This window comes from Lysobacter sp. A421 (assembly GCF_054052145.1).
Genome location: NZ_JBSVRL010000001.1, coordinates 393,457 through 412,151, shown reverse-complemented (window position 1 = coordinate 412,151; position 18,695 = coordinate 393,457). Strand labels below are relative to the sequence as shown.

The 18,695-nt window shown below is 65.3% G+C and carries 17 protein-coding genes; 10 read left to right on the top strand and 7 right to left on the bottom strand.

Going from position 1 to position 18,695, the window contains the following annotated elements; genetic code table 11:
- Positions 1 to 25: 25 nt before the first annotated feature.
- Positions 26 to 367, bottom strand: coding sequence for a zinc ribbon domain-containing protein YjdM (locus tag ACW7G6_RS01940; protein ID WP_456979202.1), 342 nt, complete (start codon positions 365 to 367; stop codon positions 26 to 28).
- Between the two features lie 271 nt (positions 368 to 638).
- Here ACW7G6_RS01940 and ACW7G6_RS01935 point away from each other — a divergent pair, with 271 nt between their 5' ends.
- Positions 639 to 1,340 carry a class I SAM-dependent methyltransferase gene (locus ACW7G6_RS01935; RefSeq protein WP_456997443.1) on the top strand — a complete coding sequence of 234 codons (702 nt, stop codon included), beginning with the start codon at positions 639 to 641 and terminating at the stop codon, positions 1,338 to 1,340.
- A complete protein-coding gene (locus tag ACW7G6_RS01930) occupies positions 1,337 to 1,729 on the top strand; it encodes a YkgJ family cysteine cluster protein (RefSeq protein WP_456997442.1) in 393 nt (130 codons plus the stop codon). Before ACW7G6_RS01935 ends, ACW7G6_RS01930 begins: the two co-directional genes overlap by 4 nt.
- 21 nt (positions 1,730 to 1,750) lie before the next feature.
- On the opposite strand, the gene ACW7G6_RS01925 is transcribed toward ACW7G6_RS01930, so the two are convergent.
- On the bottom strand, positions 1,751 to 2,521 hold the full coding sequence (locus ACW7G6_RS01925; protein WP_456979199.1) for a 3-oxoacyl-ACP reductase: 771 nt from the start codon (positions 2,519 to 2,521) through the stop codon (positions 1,751 to 1,753).
- A 2-nt stretch (positions 2,522 to 2,523) separates the two neighbouring features.
- Complete coding sequence (locus ACW7G6_RS01920; RefSeq protein WP_456979198.1) at positions 2,524 to 2,901, bottom strand: YajD family HNH nuclease; 378 nt, start codon at positions 2,899 to 2,901, stop codon at positions 2,524 to 2,526.
- 63 nt (positions 2,902 to 2,964) lie between these two features.
- On the opposite strand from ACW7G6_RS01920, the gene ACW7G6_RS01915 reads away from it, so the two are divergent.
- Positions 2,965 to 3,486 (top strand): YgjP-like metallopeptidase domain-containing protein, encoded by a 522-nt coding sequence (locus ACW7G6_RS01915; RefSeq protein ID WP_456997441.1) that lies wholly within the window; start codon positions 2,965 to 2,967, stop codon positions 3,484 to 3,486.
- A gap of 6 nt (positions 3,487 to 3,492) precedes the next feature.
- Here ACW7G6_RS01915 and ACW7G6_RS01910 read toward each other — a convergent pair whose 3' ends face one another.
- Positions 3,493 to 3,756, bottom strand: coding sequence for a DksA/TraR family C4-type zinc finger protein (locus ACW7G6_RS01910; protein WP_456979196.1), 264 nt, complete (start codon positions 3,754 to 3,756; stop codon positions 3,493 to 3,495).
- Positions 3,757 to 3,990: 234 nt separating this feature from the next.
- On the opposite strand from ACW7G6_RS01910, the gene ACW7G6_RS01905 reads away from it, so the two are divergent.
- On the top strand, positions 3,991 to 5,025 hold the full coding sequence (locus tag ACW7G6_RS01905; protein ID WP_456997440.1) for a diguanylate cyclase: 1,035 nt from the start codon (positions 3,991 to 3,993) through the stop codon (positions 5,023 to 5,025).
- A gap of 84 nt (positions 5,026 to 5,109) precedes the next feature.
- Positions 5,110 to 6,960, top strand: coding sequence for an ABC transporter ATP-binding protein (locus ACW7G6_RS01900; RefSeq protein WP_456997439.1), 1,851 nt, complete (start codon positions 5,110 to 5,112; stop codon positions 6,958 to 6,960).
- A gap of 35 nt (positions 6,961 to 6,995) precedes the next feature.
- On the opposite strand, the gene ACW7G6_RS01895 is transcribed toward ACW7G6_RS01900, so the two are convergent.
- On the bottom strand, positions 6,996 to 8,246 hold the full coding sequence (locus ACW7G6_RS01895; protein WP_456997438.1) for a threonine synthase: 1,251 nt from the start codon (positions 8,244 to 8,246) through the stop codon (positions 6,996 to 6,998).
- Between the two features lie 209 nt (positions 8,247 to 8,455).
- On the opposite strand from ACW7G6_RS01895, the gene ACW7G6_RS01890 reads away from it, so the two are divergent.
- Positions 8,456 to 10,162: an EAL domain-containing protein gene (locus ACW7G6_RS01890; RefSeq protein WP_456997437.1), complete on the top strand. Its 1,707-nt coding sequence runs from the start codon at positions 8,456 to 8,458 to the stop codon at positions 10,160 to 10,162.
- 30 nt (positions 10,163 to 10,192) lie between these two features.
- Here the strand turns inward: ACW7G6_RS01890 and ACW7G6_RS01885 are convergent, their stop codons facing one another.
- Positions 10,193 to 10,636 (bottom strand): BON domain-containing protein, encoded by a 444-nt coding sequence (locus ACW7G6_RS01885; protein WP_456979191.1) that lies wholly within the window; start codon positions 10,634 to 10,636, stop codon positions 10,193 to 10,195.
- Positions 10,637 to 10,773: 137 nt separating this feature from the next.
- Positions 10,774 to 11,700 carry a dienelactone hydrolase family protein gene (locus tag ACW7G6_RS01880; RefSeq protein ID WP_456979190.1) on the bottom strand — a complete coding sequence of 309 codons (927 nt, stop codon included), beginning with the start codon at positions 11,698 to 11,700 and terminating at the stop codon, positions 10,774 to 10,776.
- Positions 11,701 to 12,255: 555 nt separating this feature from the next.
- Between ACW7G6_RS01880 and ACW7G6_RS01875 the strand changes: the two genes are divergently transcribed.
- From ACW7G6_RS01875 to ACW7G6_RS01860, 4 genes are all read left to right on the top strand, one after another.
- Positions 12,256 to 13,158 carry an amidohydrolase family protein gene (locus ACW7G6_RS01875; protein WP_456997436.1) on the top strand — a complete coding sequence of 301 codons (903 nt, stop codon included), beginning with the start codon at positions 12,256 to 12,258 and terminating at the stop codon, positions 13,156 to 13,158.
- Between the two features lie 187 nt (positions 13,159 to 13,345).
- Positions 13,346 to 14,671, top strand: a complete 1,326-nt coding sequence (locus ACW7G6_RS01870) for a hypothetical protein (RefSeq protein WP_456997435.1) — start codon at positions 13,346 to 13,348, stop codon at positions 14,669 to 14,671.
- 115 nt (positions 14,672 to 14,786) lie between these two features.
- Entirely contained in the window at positions 14,787 to 17,492 is a 2,706-nt protein-coding gene (locus ACW7G6_RS01865; protein WP_456997434.1) for a TonB-dependent receptor, read from the top strand.
- 146 nt (positions 17,493 to 17,638) lie between these two features.
- Positions 17,639 to 18,658: a cation diffusion facilitator family transporter gene (locus ACW7G6_RS01860; RefSeq protein ID WP_456997433.1), complete on the top strand. Its 1,020-nt coding sequence runs from the start codon at positions 17,639 to 17,641 to the stop codon at positions 18,656 to 18,658.
- Positions 18,659 to 18,695: the final 37 nt, after the last annotated feature.

The window sequence follows — 18,695 nt, the reverse complement described above, 5'->3', positions numbered from 1 at the left end:
CCGCAATGCTAGCGCGATTTTGGCGTCAGGCTTTCTTCAGGAAGCAGGTTTTCAGCACCAGGCCCTTGATCTTGTCGGAGCTGCCTTCGATGTTCTCGGCATCGCCTTCCACCAGTCGGATGTTGCGGATGACGGTGCCCTGCTTGAGCGGGATCGACGAACCCTTCACCTTCAAGTCCTTGATCACCGTGACCGTATCGCCTTGGCTGAGGACATTGCCGTTGGCATCCCTGACCACGACGGCGTCGCCGGCTGCGGCACCCCCGGCAATCGGCCATTCATGGGCGCAATCGGCGCAGACGTAATTGTCACCATCGGGGTAGGTGTTTTCCAGGCCACATTGGCTGCACGCGGGAATATCGGGCATGAGTCCGTCCAGGAGAGTCGTTGAGCGGGCACCGGATTATAGACCGTCGCGGATGGCCACCAACGGGTGCTGCGCCGCCCTGCCGGCGGTTCCATCGCTGAACCGGAACCCCGACCGACGGCGTGCCATGCACTGTTGCCCCCACCAACGCGTAGCATGTCCCGGTACGTCCTCGTCAACAGCTCCTCTCGCGGCCCGCTCCAATCCCCGGACCGCCCCTCCATGCGCCATCACCCAGCTTCAGCGGTGACGCTTTTCCCGGAGGCTTCCGATGCCCGGCTATACCACTCGCCAGCAGCACCTGCGCCTGGGTGGGCATGACTATCGCATCCGCTCACTCAGCGATCGCCAGCAGTTCTCGGATCCGGATGGCCGCGCCGAAAGGCTTGGCATCTCGTCGGCCCAATGGTGCCTGTTCGGTCAGATCTGGCCCGCGGGCCGATTGCTGGCCAACGCGATGAGTGATTTCGACATCGAAGGCAAACGCATTCTCGAGATCGGCTGTGGACTTGGCCTGGCAAGCCTGGTGCTGCAAAGACGCGACGCGGATGTCGTCGCCAGCGATATCCACCCATTGGCCGAGCCCTTCCTGGCGTACAACTCCGCCCTCAACGCATTGCCCTCGGTCCCGTACCGAAAACTGCGCTGGGCCGTGCCGTTGCCCACCCTGGGCCGGTTCGACCTGATCATCGGCAGCGACGTGCTTTACGAGCGCACCCACGCTGAACTGCTGGCGGCCCTGGTCGGGCGCCACGCCAATGAGCAGGCCGAGGTCCTGATCACCGACCCCGGCCGCGGCAACAGCGCACCATTCACCCGCGCCTTGGCGGTACAGGGCTTCGTGGTGACCGAGACCCGCGGACCGATGAACGACGACGACCTGCCGCCATTCCGTGGTCGCCTGCTGCATTACCACCGCGACGCGGTACCCGCCTTCCACCCGATCCCCACTTCTACCGTGAGCAGGCAATGAGTTCCCCGCTACACACCAACGGTCACTCCGACGACCACGATGACGACCACGATGACGACCACGATGACGACCACGTGGTCGACCCGACGGTCTCCTGCGACCACTGCGACGCGGTGTGCTGCCGGTTGACGGTCGTGGTCATGCCCGAGGACAACGTGCCGCGTCACCTGGTGGAGCGCACCGAGCGCGGGTTGGAAGTGATGGCGCGCGACGAGGACGGCTGGTGCGTCGCGGTCGACCAGAACCGCATGTGCTGCAGCATCTATGAGCAACGTCCGGCCATCTGCCGCAAGTTCACCATGGGCAGCGGTTATTGCCGCAGCGAACGGAAGGCCTATGCGCACCGTTATGACCGCGAAATCCCGTTGACCGTCATCGACACAGTCTGATCCGGGAGCCGGTAGCGATGCTCAGTCCTTGACCAGCCCACCGTCGACGACAAGGTTCTGGCCGGTCACGGCGCGCGACCACGGGGATGCGAAAAACAGCACCGCATCGGCGAACTCGGCCGGCGTGGTCACGCTTTGCAGCGGAGTACTGGCCGCGATCAGGTCGAACACTGCCTCGGGCGTCGCGGCGCTGGCATCGGTGGTCCGCAACAGGCCGCCGGACAGCATATTGACGGTGATTCCGGCCGGGCCGAGATCGGCCGCCATCGTGCGCGTCAGCGACAACAACGCGGCCTTGGCAGCGGTGTAATCGTGATACGGCACCACCGGATTCTGGAACAGGTTGGTGCCAATATTGATCACCCGCCCGAAGCCTCGCTCGCGCATGCCGGGGATGGCGGCCTGGATGATGTTGAGCGCGCCACGCACGCTGCCCTCGAACTGCGCCGAGAACTGTTGCCAGTCGATCTGCTCCGCATTCGCGCGGGCATCGCCATTGAACGAGAAATCCGCCAGCGCGTTGTTGACCACGGTGGTGACCGGCCCGCCGAAATGCCCACGCGCCGCCGCGACCATTGCCGCCACCTGCGCGGCATCGGTGACATCGGCCTGCAACGCCAGCGCACGCCCGGTACCGATCTGGCGGCACAGCGTTTCGGCCGCCTCGCGACTGGCGCGGTAATTGACCACCACCTTCGCACCTTCAGCGGCGAACGCGCACGCAATCGCACTGCCAAGCCCCCGGCCTGCACCGGTTACCAGGACGATCTGTTCGGATAATTTCAAGTTCACGACTATTCGCGCTTCAGCAACGACTTGAGGTTGGCAAACGGATTACCGGTTGCCGCTGGCTGCTTATCCTCGGCATCCAGCGCACTGCCGCCGGTGTAATCCACGTAGCGCGAATGCTCGTTGTCGTGGCAATAGACGCACAGCAATTCCCAATTGCTGCCGTCGGGCGGGTTGTAGTCGTGGTCGTGGTTGCGATGGTGCACCGTCAGTTCCGACAGGTTGGTGCGGGTGAACTCCCGCGCGCAGCGGCCGCAAATCCACGGGTACATCTTCAGCGCACGCTCGCGATACCCTTTGCCGCGCTGTTCCGCGTCGCGCCGGGCCTGGGCGACGATGCGGTCCAGTGCCTCGCTGGAAGCGTTGGCTTTGTTGTTCGACATCGGGATCCACATGGGCAATCGGTGCCCCGACTTTAGCGCAAAGACTGCCGTATCGTGCCAGCCATGGCCACGCTGAAATACCTGACCGGCTACAACGAGAACGTTCTGGCGCAAGTGCGCGAGCTGATCGCCCGTGACCGTCTGGGCGGGTGGTTGCATGACAAGTACGGCCAACTGCACGACGTGCGCAACGACAAGGCGCTGTACGAGTACACCGTCGCCATCAAGGAGCGTTACCTGCGCAAGACCGAACCGCTCAACAAAGTCGTGTACGACAACAAGTTGCAGGTAGTGCGGCACGCGTTGGGCACCCACACCACGGTGTCGCGGGTGCAGGGGAGCAAGCTCAAGGCCAGCCGTGAGATCCGTGTCGCGACGGTGTTCCGTGACGCGCCCGCGGAGTTCCTCAAGATGATCGTGGTGCACGAGCTGGCGCACCTGAAAGAACGCGACCACAACAAGCCCTTCTACCAGCTATGCACCCACATGGCACCGGACTACCACCAGCTCGAATTCGACCTGCGTTTGTACCTGACCCACCTCGATTGCCTGCGAGTCAAGCCATCGCCGGCCCACGGCGTCTGATAGCGTTCAACGTAGCTGGCTGTCCTTGCTGCCGCGCCGGTTGTATCCGGCGCCCGACTGCTCCTGGTCCAGCGCTTCCTGGCACGTTATGCACAGCCGCACGCCCGGGACCGCCATCCGCCGCGCCTCCGGAATGACGCAATCGCATTCCTCGCAATGGGTCAAGCCCGGCCCCTTTGCCAGCTTGCTGCGCGCCCGCTTGACGGCGTCTTCGACGGTCGCATCGATCTGGTCCTGTACGGCGCCATCGCCAGCCCATCCGGTTGCCATGGGAGCCTCCAAACCGCGGTGCACGAAAGTGTCGCCAATCATATCCCGCTCCGGTGGCGGCCTGCGTGAGCGCGCAGCAAGGCAGGCCGTCATCTCGCTACCCACCACCCACGGGTATGATTCAACGCAACCGAGGCTCTGGGGGGGCGACGTCTTGAATGGCTTACCTGTCACGCATGGTCACCGGCGCCACCGCATTCGCCATGGCGGACGCGCGGGGCATGCAGGCGCTCGATGACAGGCCACGCAAAACGGAAGCGCCTGCTCCTGGCCCGGCGTATATACCCCTTCCGGATACTGGGCATGGGGCTGAGCGGGCTGGCCGTGGCGGCTGTGCTCCATCAGCTGAAGGCATCGCCGGGCGCTTGGGCATTCGTGGCATTCAGCGCGCTGGTGTGGCCGCACCTGGCCTACCGGATGGCCGTGTCCAGCGCCGACCCCGCCCGCGCCGAAACGCGCAACCTGCTGATCGATTCCGCCATCGCCGGAGCACTGGCACCGCTGATGCACTTCAACCTGTTGCCCAGCGTGCTGATCATCACCCTTGCCACGGTCGATAAAATCAGCACCGGGATCCCGGGCCTGTGGATCCGATCGATGCCCGGGTTGCTGCTGGCGCTGGCGGCCACCACCGTGCTCACTGGCGCCGCGTTTACGCCGACCACCACCATGAGCGTGCTTGTCGCCTGCTTGCCGGTGTTGTTGATCCACACCATCGCGGTCAGTTGGGGCAGCAACAAATTGATCCGCAAGATCAGCCAGCAAAACTCCGTGCTGGACCAGATACGCCGCATCGACACGCTCACCGGCCTGTCGCGGCGCGGCGATTGGGAGGAGCAGGCGGAACGGTTGCTGTCCAGCCACCCGGAAACCGACGGGCACGCCTGCATCCTGTTGATCGACATCGACCATTTCAAGCAAGTCAACGACCTGCACGGCCACGGTGCCGGCGACGAGGTCCTGCGCCAGGTGGCCGACCGGCTGCGCAAGACGCTACGCCCCCACGATCGCGTTGGCCGGATCGGGGGCGACGAGTTCGCGGTACTGTTACCGGATACCTCAGAGCACGAAGCCGGCCAGGTTGCCGAGCGTTTTCGCGTTGCCGTCGAAGCCCTGCAGCTGCCCGACTACCCCGACCTGCGCCCGACCATCAGCATCGGCCTGGCCCCCTTCCCCACCGTGGATGCGGACCTGCGTGCCTGGCTCAACTCCGCTGACAACGCGCTGTATCGAGCCAAGAACCAGGGTCGTAACTGCGTAAGTACTTGAATACGGCCGACCATGTCGGCGGTTTGAGGATGCGGGTAACCGTCCCCATATCGACAATTCCGCATCCGCCTGGACAACGCCTCCTTGCCTCCTTCCATACCTCCCTCCTCCGACACCAGCGCGAGCGACCTGACCAGCAGTTTCCTCGGTGTGTTCCGTTTCAGCGGGCGCGCCCTGGAGCTGGTCTGGAGTACCAGCCGCCTGCTGACCGTGGCGCTGGGCCTGCTGACCCTGGTCGCCGGCCTGCTGCCTGCCGCCGTGGCTTATGTCGGCGCGCTGATCATCGATGCGGTGGTCGCCGCCAGCGGCGCGGTATCCGCCGGGGAGCCGCTGGTACTGGCGCCGGTGTTCGTGCTGATCGCGGTGGAAGCGGCACTGGTTATGGGCCTGACCGGCACCCAGCGGGGCCTGTCGTTGTCGCAGTCGTTATTGCGTGCGCAACTGGGCCAGCGGGTCAACGTGATGATCCTGGAGAAGGCGCTGACCCTGCAATTGGCGCACTTCGAGGATTCGGAGTTCTACGACAAGCTGACCCGCGCCCGCCGCGAAGCTTCATCGCGGCCGCTGTCGCTGGTCACCCGGACCTTCGGGCTGGTCCAGAACGCCATTTCGCTGGTCAGCTATGGCGTCCTGCTCGCGGCCTTTTCACCGTGGGCCGTCCTGGTCCTGCTGCTGGCAGGTTTACCGGCATTCCTGGCCGAGACGCGGTTCTCCGGCGATGCCTTCAAGCTGTTCCGCTGGCGCTCACCCGAGACCCGGATGCAGATGTACCTGGAGACCGTGCTGGCGCGCGAGGACCACGCCAAGGAGGTCAAACTCTACGGCCTCGGCCCCTTGCTGCTGGATCGCTATCGCAACATCTTCCGCACGCTCTACAGTGCCGACCGGGACCTCGCCATCCGCCGCGACGGCTGGGGGTTCGTGCTCGGCCTGATCGGCACCGCGACGCTGTATTTGGCGTACGGTTGGATCGCGATGACCACGATCGTCGGGCGCATCACCCTGGGCCAGATGACGATGTACCTGATGCTGTTCCGCCAGGGACAGGCGGCGGTGTCGGCGAGCCTGTCGGCCATCGGCGGCATGTACGAGGACAACCTGTACCTGTCGACGCTGTACGAGTATCTGGAGACTCCGGTGCCGGCCAATCGCGGGAGCGCGGAGGCGGGCCCCGACCCCAGCGACGGTATACGCTTCGAGAATGTCGGCTTCACCTATCCCGGCTCCGACACCCCCGCGTTGCAGGACATCAACCTGCATATCCGCCCCGGCGAATCGCTGGCGCTGGTCGGCCAGAACGGATCGGGCAAGACCACCCTGATCAAGCTGCTGACCCGGCTGTACTCACCCGACACCGGGCGCATCCTGCTCGACGGGCGCGACCTGCAGGAGTGGGACGAAGCCACGTTGCTGCAACGCGTCGGGGTGATCTTCCAGGACTTCGCGCGCTACCAGATGCGCGTCGGCGAGAACGTCGGCGCCGGCGACGTCGAGCACTTCGAGAACCGCGAGCGCTGGCAGGAGGCCGCCGACATGGGCATGGCCACGCCTTTCATCGAGACGTTGCCGGCCGGCTTCGATACCCAGCTCGGCAAGTGGTTCCGCGAAGGCCGCGAGCTGTCCGGTGGGCAATGGCAGAAGATCGCCCTGGCCCGCGCCTTCATGCGCTCGCGCGCGGACATCCTGGTGCTGGACGAGCCCACCTCGGCGATGGACGCGGCCGCCGAGGCGACCATCTTCGAGCACTTCCGCAAGCTGACCCACAACCGCATCGCGATCCTGATCTCGCACCGTTTCTCGACCGTGCGCATGGCCGACCAGATCATCGTCATCCAGGACGGCCGCATCATCGAGCGCGGCAACCACGAGCAGCTGATCGCCGCCGACGGCCATTACGCACACCTGTTCTCGCTACAGGCGAAAGGGTATCGCTGACCTCCCAGCCTGATCGACACCCCGCTTCTCGCCGCCTACATCAAGTGCCGCAACTCCGGCAGGTACTTCTCGGCCGAGCCTGTATTGACCGCCACTACGCGCTCTCCGCGGGCGATCAAGCCGCGATCCAGCAACTGCGGCAGCGCCGCCAGGCACGCGGCGCCCTCGGGGCCGATCCACTCGGGTTTTTCGTGCCACAGGCGTGCGAACTCGGTGGCGATATCGGCCTCGCTGACGGCGACGGCGGCGCCCTGGCTGGCGCGGATGATCTGCAGCACGCGGAAGTGGCCGACGCCACCGGGGACGTTGAGGCCGACGGCGAGCGTGTGCCCGGCAGCCGGCGCGCTGGTGTCGTCGTCGCCGCGGTCGAACGCCTGCACCAGCGGTGCGGTGGATTCGCTTTGCACGCAGATCATCCGCGGCCGGCGTGCGTCAATCAGGCCCAGCGCCCGCAACTCGTCCCAGGCCTTCCACATGCCGAGCACGCCGGTGCCGCCGCCGGTGGGATAGATCACCGCATCGGGCAGGCTCCAGCGCGTCTCGCCAGCCTTGGGTTCCGCCAGCTCCAGCCCCAGCGATTTCTTGCCCTCGATGCGCCAGCCCGGTTCCTGGAAGGTCGCGGCCGAGAACCAGCCGTCCGGAATGTAACGTTCCTTCAGCAACGCAGCCGATTCGCGGATGGTCGGCCCGGCCAGTTCCAGCCGGATCCGGTCGGGATGGCGCAACGCGGCGGCTGCAACACTGCCGAGGATCGGCAAGGGTGTGTCATCCGGCATCGCCACCACCACCGACAAGCCGCCGGCCAGCGCATAGCGCACCAGTGAATCGCCCGCGTTTCCCTGGGTGGGCACGGCCAGTCGCTGCAGGCCCAGACGTCGAGCCTGCGCGGCGACCATCGCCATGCCGCGGTCCTTGAAGCTCTGGGTCGGATTGGCGCCATGGCCGGCGTGCGCCTTGCCCTCGTCCTTCAGCTGCAGGGCGATGCCGGCGCGACCGGCGAGCGGATGATGGCTGTAGTCGAGCAACGGTGTAGCGCCGCCGCCAAGGGGGACGATGTGGGCGGCATCGCCCGGATCGTTGATGTCCAGAGCCATCAGCGCACCGAAGCGCCACATGTCGCGCCGGTCCGGGCTGTACCAGTCCGCAGCCGGGTGTTCGGCGCGCAGGCGATCGAGGTCCAGCACCATTTCCACCGGACGACCATCGACCGGGTCCAGGTTCATCGGCAGGTCGGCGGAATACTCCACGCCTGAAACCAGGCCGCGCAGGCAACGTACGTAGGACATCACGACTCCTCGACAAAGAAATTCAGGGTAACGCTGCGTACCCATGCTGCACAGCGGCGGCGAGTCGCGCGAAAACAAAGAGGCATTCCTGCGACGCACCGGCCGGGGTAGGATGGGTCGGGGGCCCGCAACAGCGCGGTCGAGGGATTCGAATGGAATCACTGTCCAGACGGTATCGCGGAAGCGTACTGAAGTTGGTGCGGGTAGCCATGCTCGTCCTGGTCACGTATCTGCTCGCGGGAGTGACGGTCGCCGGATCCGCCGACACGCGCGACCGCTCGCCCATCCCGGCGCAGCCTTCGACAACGACCATCGTGGTCGGCGGCGACCGCGAGTACCCGCCATTCCAGTTCCTCGATGACGAGGGCGAGGCGCGGGGGTTCGATGTCGAATTGATCCGTGCAGTGCTCGAACCCCAGGGATTGGCGGTGCGCTTCGAGCTGGGCGAGTGGGACATCGCACTGGAACGTCTCGATCGCGGCGAAGTCGACGTGGTGCCGATGTTCGCATCGCCGGAGCGCGCCAAACGCTTTCTGTTCAGCAAGCCTTACATGCTGCGCTACCACGCCGTGTTCGGCCATCGCGATTCTCCGCTCATCCTGTCGCTGGAGGAGCTGTCCGGACACCGCGTCGCGGTCCAGCACGCCAGTCTTGCCCTGGAAGCCCTGGGTGCACTCCCGCTCACCGCGGTGGAGATCGTCCAGGTCGACGTCGAAGCAGATGCCCTGGCAGCAGTGAAACGAGGCGAAGCCGACTACGCCCTGGTGCCGACCGGGATCGGACTGTACGCCACCGCAAACGCCGGCATGACCGACATCATCGCGCTCGGCCCACCCCTGCTCGAGCGCAGTTACGTCTTCGCGGTGCGACGGGACCGACCGGAGCTGGTGCCCATCATCGACGCCGGGCTGGACCGGGTCCGCGCCAGTGGCGAGCGGGAACGACTGTACGAAGCCGCGACCCTGGGCAGACCGGTCACCGCTGACGCCGGCAAGTCGTGGCTGTGGGCGGTACTGGTCCTGTCCGGCCTGTGCCTGGCGCTGCTCATTCCCGCACTGGTCTGGTGGCGATCATCAGGCGGCGTCAAGCCCTCGTCCGGCACCTATTATCACGCCGGCCTGGAGCCCGACCCTGGTCAGCTGATACTGCTGTCAGAGCTTCGCCAAGCCATCGCCAACAAAACGTTGGGTTATGCGCTGCAACCAAAACTCGACCTCGAAACCCGCCGTTGGGTCGGGGTCGAGTTACTCGTGCGCTGGCATCACCCACGGCGTGGCCCGCTGGCGCCGGAAGAATTCATACCGCTGGCCGAGCGCGCCGGCGTCACCAGGGAACTGACCCTGTACCTGGTGGGCTGCGCGCTCAAGCACTGTCGTCAATGGCGCGAACAAGGCCATCCGCTCACGATCGCCGTCAATGTGTCTGCCAACGACCTGGACGACCCGGAACTGGTCTCGGCAATCATCGCCGCCACTGGGGACCTGGGCTCGCAACTGTTACTCGAACTCACGGAAACCGACGTCATGCGGGATCCGGACAAGATCGTCGACGCCATTACCCGGCTGCGCCCATGCGGCATCCGCATCTCGATCGATGATTTCGGCACCGGCTACTCCTCGCTCACCAACCTGCGTTTGCTGGACGCCGACGAACTGAAGATCGACCGTACCTTCGTGCTGCGGTTGCTGCAGTCGACTTCCGACCAGGCGATCGTGCACGCGACGATCCGCCTCGCGCACGATCTGGGCGTGCAGGTTACCGCCGAGGGGGTTGAGGACGAGGCAACCCTGGCCTGGCTGGCGAACGCCGGCTGTGACCGCGCGCAGGGCTTCGCGATCGCCCATCCGATGAGTCCGGAAGCCTTTGCCGCGCTGCTGGAACAAGGCGGCCCAAGCGGGCTACCGGTGCAGCACTGATCGACTGTCCGGCTACGCCTGGTGTGTCCTTCAGTGAGGCGTCTGCTCGGTGACCGCCGACATCCGGTTGTCGACCCCGGTAACACCCTGCATCGATTTCAACGCCGCCGTCAGCGCGTCGATCTCGGACGCCGAAGCGCGCCCACGCAGCACGACGTGGCCCTCGTTCACCTCGATATTGACCTCACCGGGATGCGCGAGCAACCGCCCGAGCCGGGTGCTGATGCGGCCGTGCAGCTGACCCTCCTCCACCGGCGCATTGGACAATCCGGCCCGTGCCCGAGCCACCACACCGTGCGCACGGTCGATCACTTGCTTGGTCTTGCCCCGCGCGAAATGCTCGGCGTCATGGCCGACCGACACCCCGCGGTCACGCGCCAGGGCGCGTCGCCGCCGTCCTGTCGCCGGGTCCAGGAAGTACATGAGGGCCGCGCCGGCACCCAATGCGGCGGCGAGTCTGGCAAAGGTTTTCATGAATGGCGCTCCGTTGAAACAGGGATTGCCATCCTGGCATCGAGACCGCGAAGCGAGCGCGAAGGCCATGGGTGGGCGGGCACCGCTTCCACGGGGACCTGCACCGCTTCCACGGGGACCTGCACCGTTTCCAGTCGTCATTCCCGCGAAAGCGGGAACCCAGTGCCGTCCCGCAACGTGCGATCAAACAGCGCGACCGTACGGCGCCACGCCTCACGTGCGGCATCCTCGTCGTAGCGTGGCGTAGTGTCGTTGTTGAACCCGTGTTCGGTGCCGGCGGGCTGGTACAACGTGTAGTCCACATCGGCTTTCTTGAGCGCGGCCTCGTAGGCCGGCCAGGTGGCATTGACGCGCTCGTCGTTCGCAGCAAGCACCACCAGCAGCTCGGCTTTGATCGTGCCCACGTCATCAAGCGGCGGCGCACTACCGTAAAACGGTGCCGCGGCGGCGAGGCTCGGCAGGCGCGTGGCGAGGAAGTTGGCCACGCCGCCGCCGTAGCAGAAACCGACCACCCCTATCCTGCCGTTACCGTCCTCCACCTTGCCAAGCATGTCGGCGGCGGCGAGGAAATCCTGATGGGTCTTGCGCTGGTCAAGCTTGCCAAACAGCGCACGGGCCGCGTCCTCGTCGCCCGGATAGCCACCCAGCGGGAATAACGCATCGGGCGCGAAGGCGATGAAACCTTCCAGTGCGATCCGCCGCGCGATGTCCTCGATGTGCGGATTGAGGCCGCGATTCTCGTGCACCACCAACACCAGCGGCAATGGGCCGCTCGCCTGGGCCGGCTTCACCAGGTAGCCGCGGCCGGTGCCGTAGCCCTCCGGAGAATCGAACTCGATGTACTCCGCCGACAGCCGCGGGTCTTCCGGCTTCACCTGCTGCGCCTGAGCAAACTGCGGGCTCAGCGCCGCCAGCAGCCCGGTCGCAGTCGCTGCCCCGACCGCAAGCCGCGCCGCCCCAGTGAGGAAGCCGCGGCGATCGATCACCCCGTGGACGTACTTGTCAAACAGTCGCAGCACCTCGGGATCGAAGTCGCTGGCCTTTGAGCGGGGTCGGTTTGACATGGAGTTCTCCGGGACTGGCGTATGCCGCAGCCCGAGCATATCGGGCCAATTGTTATCGAATGGAAAAGCCGGCCACCCTCGCCCACGTGTAGTGGATGTCCATGCCCGGCAAGGCGGTGTATTACGGCTCCGCCTACACCTTACATCCGGTCAACGGTCGGTCGTAGGGTGCATTAACAATGCACCGCTTTTCCGCACCCGCAAAGGTTTGCATCAAGCACCCATGCGTTGCAATTGCGATGCAATATTCACCGCTGCCTGCCGCGCCAGTGCCCGGAGCGTGCACCGGCATCCCTCACTCGTTCCCGGCGCCTTTATCCAGCAACCCCTGCCCCCGATGCCAGTCCTCCAGCGACTCCTCCGGGAACCCCAGGATCTTGGTCACCATCGCCGGACTCACGCCCAGGCGCGTTGCGAGATCCGAACGCGATAGTCCACCTCGCTCAAGCAGCTTCGCCAGGGTCAGCGCGAACCCGGGCCGCCCGGAGAATGCTGGCGAGTCCGACGCCCCATGCTTTCCGCGTTATCCCGGGCACATTCCTGTGGAGCGCGCCGATGAAAACAACGGCCTCGATCCTGGCTGTCCTGCTGCTGGCGTGCACGCCGCCGGCACACGCGCAGCACTACACCGGCCCGGTGATCGACGTGCACTTGCATGTCGGCGCGGCCGCGCCCGGCGCGCCGAACCCGGCCACCGGCCAGCCGACCACGGCCAACACCGATGCCGAGCGCGAGCAGCTGACACTGGAGCAACTGCGGCAGCACAACGTGGTGCTGGGCCTGGTTAGCGGGCCCGATGGCGCGATGAAAAGCATGCGCGACGCCGGCGGCGAGCGGATCTGGGCGGGTGCGTTCCTCGACGATGGCGGCCACCCGCTGCCACCGCCCGAGGTGCTGCGCGCAGCATTCGCCTCCGGTGAACTGAAGGTGCTCGGCGAAATCGGCGCGCAGTACCACGGGCTGGACCCGAGCGACGAATGGTTCGAACCCTACCTGGCACTGGCCGAGGAGTTCGATATCCCGGTCGGCATCCACACCGGCCTCGCGCCGCCCGGCGCCGCCTACGGGTGCTGCCCGGACTTCAGCATCGGCCTCGGCAACCCCGCGATCCTGGAGCCGATGCTCAAGCGCCATCCGAAGCTGCGCGTGTGGCTGATGCACGCCGGCTGGCCGTACCTTCAGGAGACCAAGGCGATCCTCTACATGTACCCGCAGGTCTACGCCGATGTCGCGGTGATCGACTGGATCATCCCGCGCGCCGAGTTCCACCAGTACCTGCAGGCGCTGGTCACGGCGGGCTTTGGCGACCGGCTGATGTTTGGCTCCGACCAGATGGTCTGGCCCGAAGCGATCGGCCAAGCCTTCGAGGGCGTCGACAGCGCGCCGTTCCTGGATGCGGCGCAGAAGCGCGCGATCTTCCACGACAACGCCGCACGTTTCCTGCGGTTGGAGCGGTAACCAGCCCTCGGGGGGCCTCGATGTATCCGGCGCCTGCCCCGACACGCTCACCTTTGCACAGCTTGGCGGGCCGGCACACCGATTGCGCCGGCCTGGCGTCCTGTCACATACGTGAAGCATCGCAGTAGCCCAATGCATCAGATCCCTCGGTCCGCCACGGACGACGGCAGCAGACATGAGTAATCTGATGAAACTGATTGGAAAAATTTCCTCCGCCCGACCGCTCCAGGCGGCGCTGGCCATTGCCTTGCTGGGCGCCACGCTCGCATCGCAGGCACAGGCTGAACAGTACCGGCAGGGCGAGTGCGGCACCTTCACCATCGCCGCCATCCCCGACACCCAGAACTACATGGACTTCAGCCACCAAAAGTCCCACGGGTTCCCCATCGATGCCGCCGAACTGTACTTCGAGCAGATGCGCTACATCGCCGACAACGCCAGGAGCAACGGCGGCGACATCGTGTTCGCCACCCACCTGGGCGACATCTGGCAAAACCGCGTCGAGCGTATCGACCCAGGGCACGCCGCGCGTGGCTTCAAGGCACTGCCCGACTCGGTGACTGGCGGCAAGCCTGGCCTCTACCCCGAGGACGTGCCGAACCACGAGATCCCGACGGCGGTAAAGGGATTCGAGATCATCGCCAACGCCCTACCGTTCTCGGTGGTCCCGGGCAACCACGACTACGATGCCGTCTGGACCGACCCGGCCCATCCGCCGCAACCCGAGTCCGACCCCATGGCACCGGAGATCCGCCACTTCGGCGGACTGACCGGCTTCCTGTCGGCCTTCTCCGAGCAGTCGAACTTCTTCCGGGACCAGCCCTGGTACATCGCCTCGAATGACGGTGGCGCCGACAGTGCCCAGGTGTTCACTGCAGGCGAATGCAAGTTCCTGCACCTCGGCCTGCAGTACGACGCCCCGGATTCCTCGCTGGCATGGGCGCGCCGCGTGATCAATCAGAACCCCGGCCTGCCGACCATCGTCACTACCCACAAGTACACGGGGCGCGACGGCAGACATGCGGTCGGCGGGACGCTGGACATGAGCCTGATCGACCGGCAGGACAACAACCCGCAGATGGTCTGGGACGAGTTCATCAGCCAGCACGACCAGATCTTCCTGGTGCTCAGCGGCCACATCGGCGGCCAAGGTCACGGCATCGACTACAACGACAATGGCCACGAAGTGCACCAGATGCTGTCCGATTACCAGCCGCGTGCACACGTGGCAAAGACGAAGGACCCGGAAAACCGGTATCCGGACAACACCCAGACAGGCGACGGCTGGCTGCGCCTGCTGACCTTCAACCTCGACAGCCAGCAACCCAGCGTCCAGGTGCGGACCTATTCCACGTACTACGGAAAGTTCAGCTCGGAAATCCCCGAATACGCCGCCTGGTACAAGGCCGGTGAGAGGCAAGCCGACACCCCGGATGCCGAGTTCATGGAGCGCGACGACTTCGTGGTCGAGCTGACCGGTTTCCACGAACGATTCGACAACGCACGCCCGTAATGCCGTAGGCCGCGCGCCCGGCACGCGAAATCTCGCGTCTTCCCCACTGCCCGACCGACCCTGGCGGTCGCAGCTTGCCTGCGACCGCCACGGTCAGAACATGGATTTGCCAAAAATGTCCCCCGTCACCGCATCGACCCTTCATCACAACCAGCGCGGCCTGCCGCAACACCGCGTCCTGGCGCTGGCCCTGTCCGCCGCCATCGCCGCCGCGGCGCTCCCGGCCTTCGCCCAGGAAACGCACACCGCCGCCCTCGCCGCTGATGAGGCGGCACCCGAGACCAACATCGAGACCACTCTGGATGTCGCCAACCTGGATGCGGTGGTCGTCTCCGGCTCGCGGCTGCAGGCCAAGTCGGAGATCGAGGCCCGGCGTGAAGCACCGGCGATCGTGGACACGCTGTCCAGCGACGAGATCGGCGCCATGCCCGACCTCACCATCGCCGAGTCCCTGCGACGGATCACCGGCGTGACCACGGTGTACAACGACGACATCGGCCAGTTCGCGTCGATCCGTGGCTCCCACCCCGACTTCGTCCCGGTGACCATCAACGGCCTCACGATCGCGACCACCGGCGACCACGGCGAAGGCACCCGCAAGGTCAACCTGCAGGTGATCCCGTCCAGTGCCGTGCACCAGTTGCAGGCCTACAAATCGCTGTCCCCCGAGCTCGACGCCGGTGCGGTCGCCGGCCTGATCAACATCGTGCCGACCAGCGCGTTCGACATGGGGCAGCCGCTGTTCAGCTTCAACCTGGGCACCAGCTACTCGACCTACATGGACGTGCCCGACGACAACAGTGGCGGCCGTGATTCCAAGGACTCCCCGTGGGGCCGGTCGGGCCAGTTCTCCTGGGCGCCGACCTTCGCCAACGACACCATCGGCCTGATGGTGACCGGCATCTACGAGCAGCGCCCCCGCACCCAGTCCAACGCCGCGATCCCCAACCGCCTGTACTACAACGATGACGGCACCCTGACCACGCCGGAATCGGAGGACTGGAACGGCTTCGCGGCCCCCGACGGCTTTGCCGCTCACAACTACACGAACATGTTCACCAAGCACGGCGGCACCGCGAAGCTGGACTTCCGTCCGAGCGAAAGCTTCCAGGCTTCCCTGTTCGGTTACGCGTACTTCTCCGACGAGCAGGAGACCCGCAACACCAACCGCGTCTACAGCCTGAACCAGCACCGTGACCTGACCGAGCACACCGGCACCGCCAACGTCCGCGCGATGGACTCCCAGTGGCGCTTCAACGACTTCAACCGTGACCAGATGGGCATCCAGGGTCACGCCGCGTGGGACTTCCAGGACAAGGGGAACCTCAGCGTTGACCTGAGCCGGACCCGCGCCTGGTACAGCTCGGACCGCCCGTTCGTGGCCTTCCTCTACAACCCGAACACGCGAATCAACTACGACCTGTCCAACCCGGGCCAGATCTTCATTCCGGACGATGGAAATGCGTTCATCGACCCGGCCAACTTCAGCAATGGCAACACCTACCAGGACCGGCGCGAGGCGTGGTCCTACGTCTCGCAGGCCAAGGTCGACTACGGCTTGAACAACGAGGCCTCGGACCGTGGCTGGGGCTTCACCACCGGCCTCGACTACCGGGTCATGGACATGGAGCGCGACAACACCGCCACCTACTATGAGAAGGGGCAGGTGACGATGGACGGGTTGTCCTACTTCCCGGGCTTCAACACGCCCGGCTACAGCTGGCCGGCGATGTGGCTGGCGAAGCCGGAGGCGTTCTGGAACGACGTCATCCCGGGCCTCGCCATCGACGAGGACGAGTCCCTGCAGAGCTCGCTGATCAACGACTACAAGTACCGCGAAAAGATCCTGGCCGCCTACGTGAACGGCGTCTACTCCACCGACAACCTGCGTCTCAGCGGAGGCCTGCGCATGGACCGTTCGGACTTCCAAGCGGAAATGGCGAAGACGGTCGGCGGCGTGGTTCAGCCCGACAAGGCCCGTGCCTCGGGCGACGACACCAAGGTCCTCCCCTACCTCAACGCGATCTGGTCGCTGTCACCCGACTTCCGGATCAAGGCCTCGGCCTCAAAAACCCTGGGCCGGCCCAACCCCGAGATGATCGCGACGGTTGAGAACCTGAACTACGACGACCTCACGATCTCGCGCGGCAACCCGCTGATCAAGCCACGGCAGTCGACCAACCTCGACCTGGGCATGGAGTACTACTTCAACGACGGCCTGAGCATGTTGACGCTGACCGGGTTCTACAAGGACGTCAAGGACGACATCCTCGACGTCTCCTCACAGGAAGTCATCGATGGCGATACCTGGACGGTCTCCGCACCGGTCAATGGTGACGACACCAAGTACAAGGGCCTGGAGCTCGGCATCGTCAACAGCAGCTTCGTGAAGATGCATCCCGCCCTGTCCCCACTGGGCGCCTCGTTCAACCTGATGTTGGTCGATGGCAAGTCGTCCTACATCTACAACGGAACCCCGCAGGAGCTTGACCAGTTGCAGTACCAGTCCGAGATCGCCGGCAACGCCGCGGTGTTCTGGACCTTCGACCGCGGGTCGGAGCTGCGCCTGTCCGTCAACCACCAGGGCGAGTACCTCGAGTCGTTTGCCGCCAACCCCTGGCAGAACATCTGGATCGAACCGTTCACCACCTTCGACCTGAGCGCCAAGTGGGTGGTCAACCCGAACCTGCAGCTTCGCGTTGAGGGGCGAAACATCTTCGGCGAGGAGCGCGGACGCCTGACGGGTCCGAACAATGACCTGTTCCGCGCGAATCTCGAGGTCGGCAGCACCTGGTTCGCGAGCATGAACTACCGGTTCTGACGACGCCGGCAAGCGACCGCCAGGAGACCTGGAGTCCTGGTCTCCTGTGCCGTTGGCTGCGGTCTATATCTTGGCCCGACTGACGGGCCCATCCTTACAAAGCATGTGCTGCTCCTTAGAATCCCTGCGAACAAGCCCTTCATGCCATGGCAACGACCATGGCGGTCTACGCAGGCGTATTGCGCGCCGACCACATGCGAGGACACCCCATGGCCAAGACATCCGGCAGCAGCAGGAAGGTTGTCATCTCCGCCCTGCTCGGCAATGGCGCGATTGCCGTGACCAAATTCATCGCCGCCTCGGTCACGGGCAGCTCCGCGATGCTGAGCGAGGGCGTGCATTCGCTGGTCGATACCTGCAACGAGCTGCTGCTGTTGTACGGCCTCAAACGCGCCGCAAAGCCGGCCGATGAGAGCCACCCGTATGGCTATGGGCGCGAACTGTATTTCTGGAGTTTCATCGTGGCGCTGCTGGTGTTTACGCTCGGTGGCAGCGTGTCGATCTACCAGGGCATCAGCCACCTGCAGCACCCCGAGCCGATCGTCCGGCCGTTGGTCAACTACCTGGTATTCGGGGCCTCGCTGGTGTTCGAGGGCTACACCTGGTGGGTGGCGGTGAAGGAGTTCCGCGCCACCAAGGGCGACCAGGGCTGGTTCCAGGCGTTCAAGTCCAGCAAGGACGCCAGCACCCTGACCGTGCTGCTGGAGGACAGCGCCGCCCTGATCGGGCTGATGTTCGGCTTGGTGGGCATCACGCTGGCGCTGGTGCTGGACGACCCGGCATTTGACGGTTACGCCTCCATCGGCATCGGCCTGTTGCTGGTCGCCACCGCAACGTTGCTGGCGCGCGAGACCAAAGCGTTGCTGCTGGGCGAATCGGCACACCCGAAGCTGCGCGCGGCAATCATGCGCATCGCCAATGAAGACCCCGCAGTGCGTTGCGCCAATGGCGTGTTGAGCACGCAGATGGGGCCGAAGAGCGTGGTCGCCGCACTGAGCGTGGAGTTCGAGGACACCCTCACCACGCCGCAGATCGAGAGCTGCATCAATCGCCTGGAGGCGACCGTGCGCACCGAGCATCCGGAGGTCGTGGCGCTGTTCGTGAAGCCACAGACACCGCAAGCATGGCAAGCGCATTACGACGCGTTGGCGGCTCCGCCGTCGTAAGCGGGGTTTCAGGTTCGCCACCCACAGCCTGCGGTTA

Coding starts and splice junctions, on each gene's coding strand:
- ACW7G6_RS01940 (WP_456979202.1), bottom strand. CDS start 367: ATGCCCGATATTCCCGCGTGCAGCCAATGTGGCCTGGAAAACACCTAC.
- ACW7G6_RS01935 (WP_456997443.1), top strand. CDS start 639: ATGCCCGGCTATACCACTCGCCAGCAGCACCTGCGCCTGGGTGGGCAT.
- ACW7G6_RS01930 (WP_456997442.1), top strand. CDS start 1,337: ATGAGTTCCCCGCTACACACCAACGGTCACTCCGACGACCACGATGAC.
- ACW7G6_RS01920 (WP_456979198.1), bottom strand. CDS start 2,901: ATGTCGAACAACAAAGCCAACGCTTCCAGCGAGGCACTGGACCGCATC.
- ACW7G6_RS01915 (WP_456997441.1), top strand. CDS start 2,965: ATGGCCACGCTGAAATACCTGACCGGCTACAACGAGAACGTTCTGGCG.
- ACW7G6_RS01910 (WP_456979196.1), bottom strand. CDS start 3,756: ATGGCAACCGGATGGGCTGGCGATGGCGCCGTACAGGACCAGATCGAT.
- ACW7G6_RS01905 (WP_456997440.1), top strand. CDS start 3,991: ATGACAGGCCACGCAAAACGGAAGCGCCTGCTCCTGGCCCGGCGTATA.
- ACW7G6_RS01895 (WP_456997438.1), bottom strand. CDS start 8,246: ATGTCCTACGTACGTTGCCTGCGCGGCCTGGTTTCAGGCGTGGAGTAT.
- ACW7G6_RS01890 (WP_456997437.1), top strand. CDS start 8,456: ATGCTCGTCCTGGTCACGTATCTGCTCGCGGGAGTGACGGTCGCCGGA.
- ACW7G6_RS01885 (WP_456979191.1), bottom strand. CDS start 10,636: ATGAAAACCTTTGCCAGACTCGCCGCCGCATTGGGTGCCGGCGCGGCC.
- ACW7G6_RS01880 (WP_456979190.1), bottom strand. CDS start 11,700: ATGTCAAACCGACCCCGCTCAAAGGCCAGCGACTTCGATCCCGAGGTG.
- ACW7G6_RS01875 (WP_456997436.1), top strand. CDS start 12,256: ATGAAAACAACGGCCTCGATCCTGGCTGTCCTGCTGCTGGCGTGCACG.
- ACW7G6_RS01870 (WP_456997435.1), top strand. CDS start 13,346: ATGAAACTGATTGGAAAAATTTCCTCCGCCCGACCGCTCCAGGCGGCG.
- ACW7G6_RS01865 (WP_456997434.1), top strand. CDS start 14,787: ATGTCCCCCGTCACCGCATCGACCCTTCATCACAACCAGCGCGGCCTG.
- ACW7G6_RS01860 (WP_456997433.1), top strand. CDS start 17,639: ATGGCAACGACCATGGCGGTCTACGCAGGCGTATTGCGCGCCGACCAC.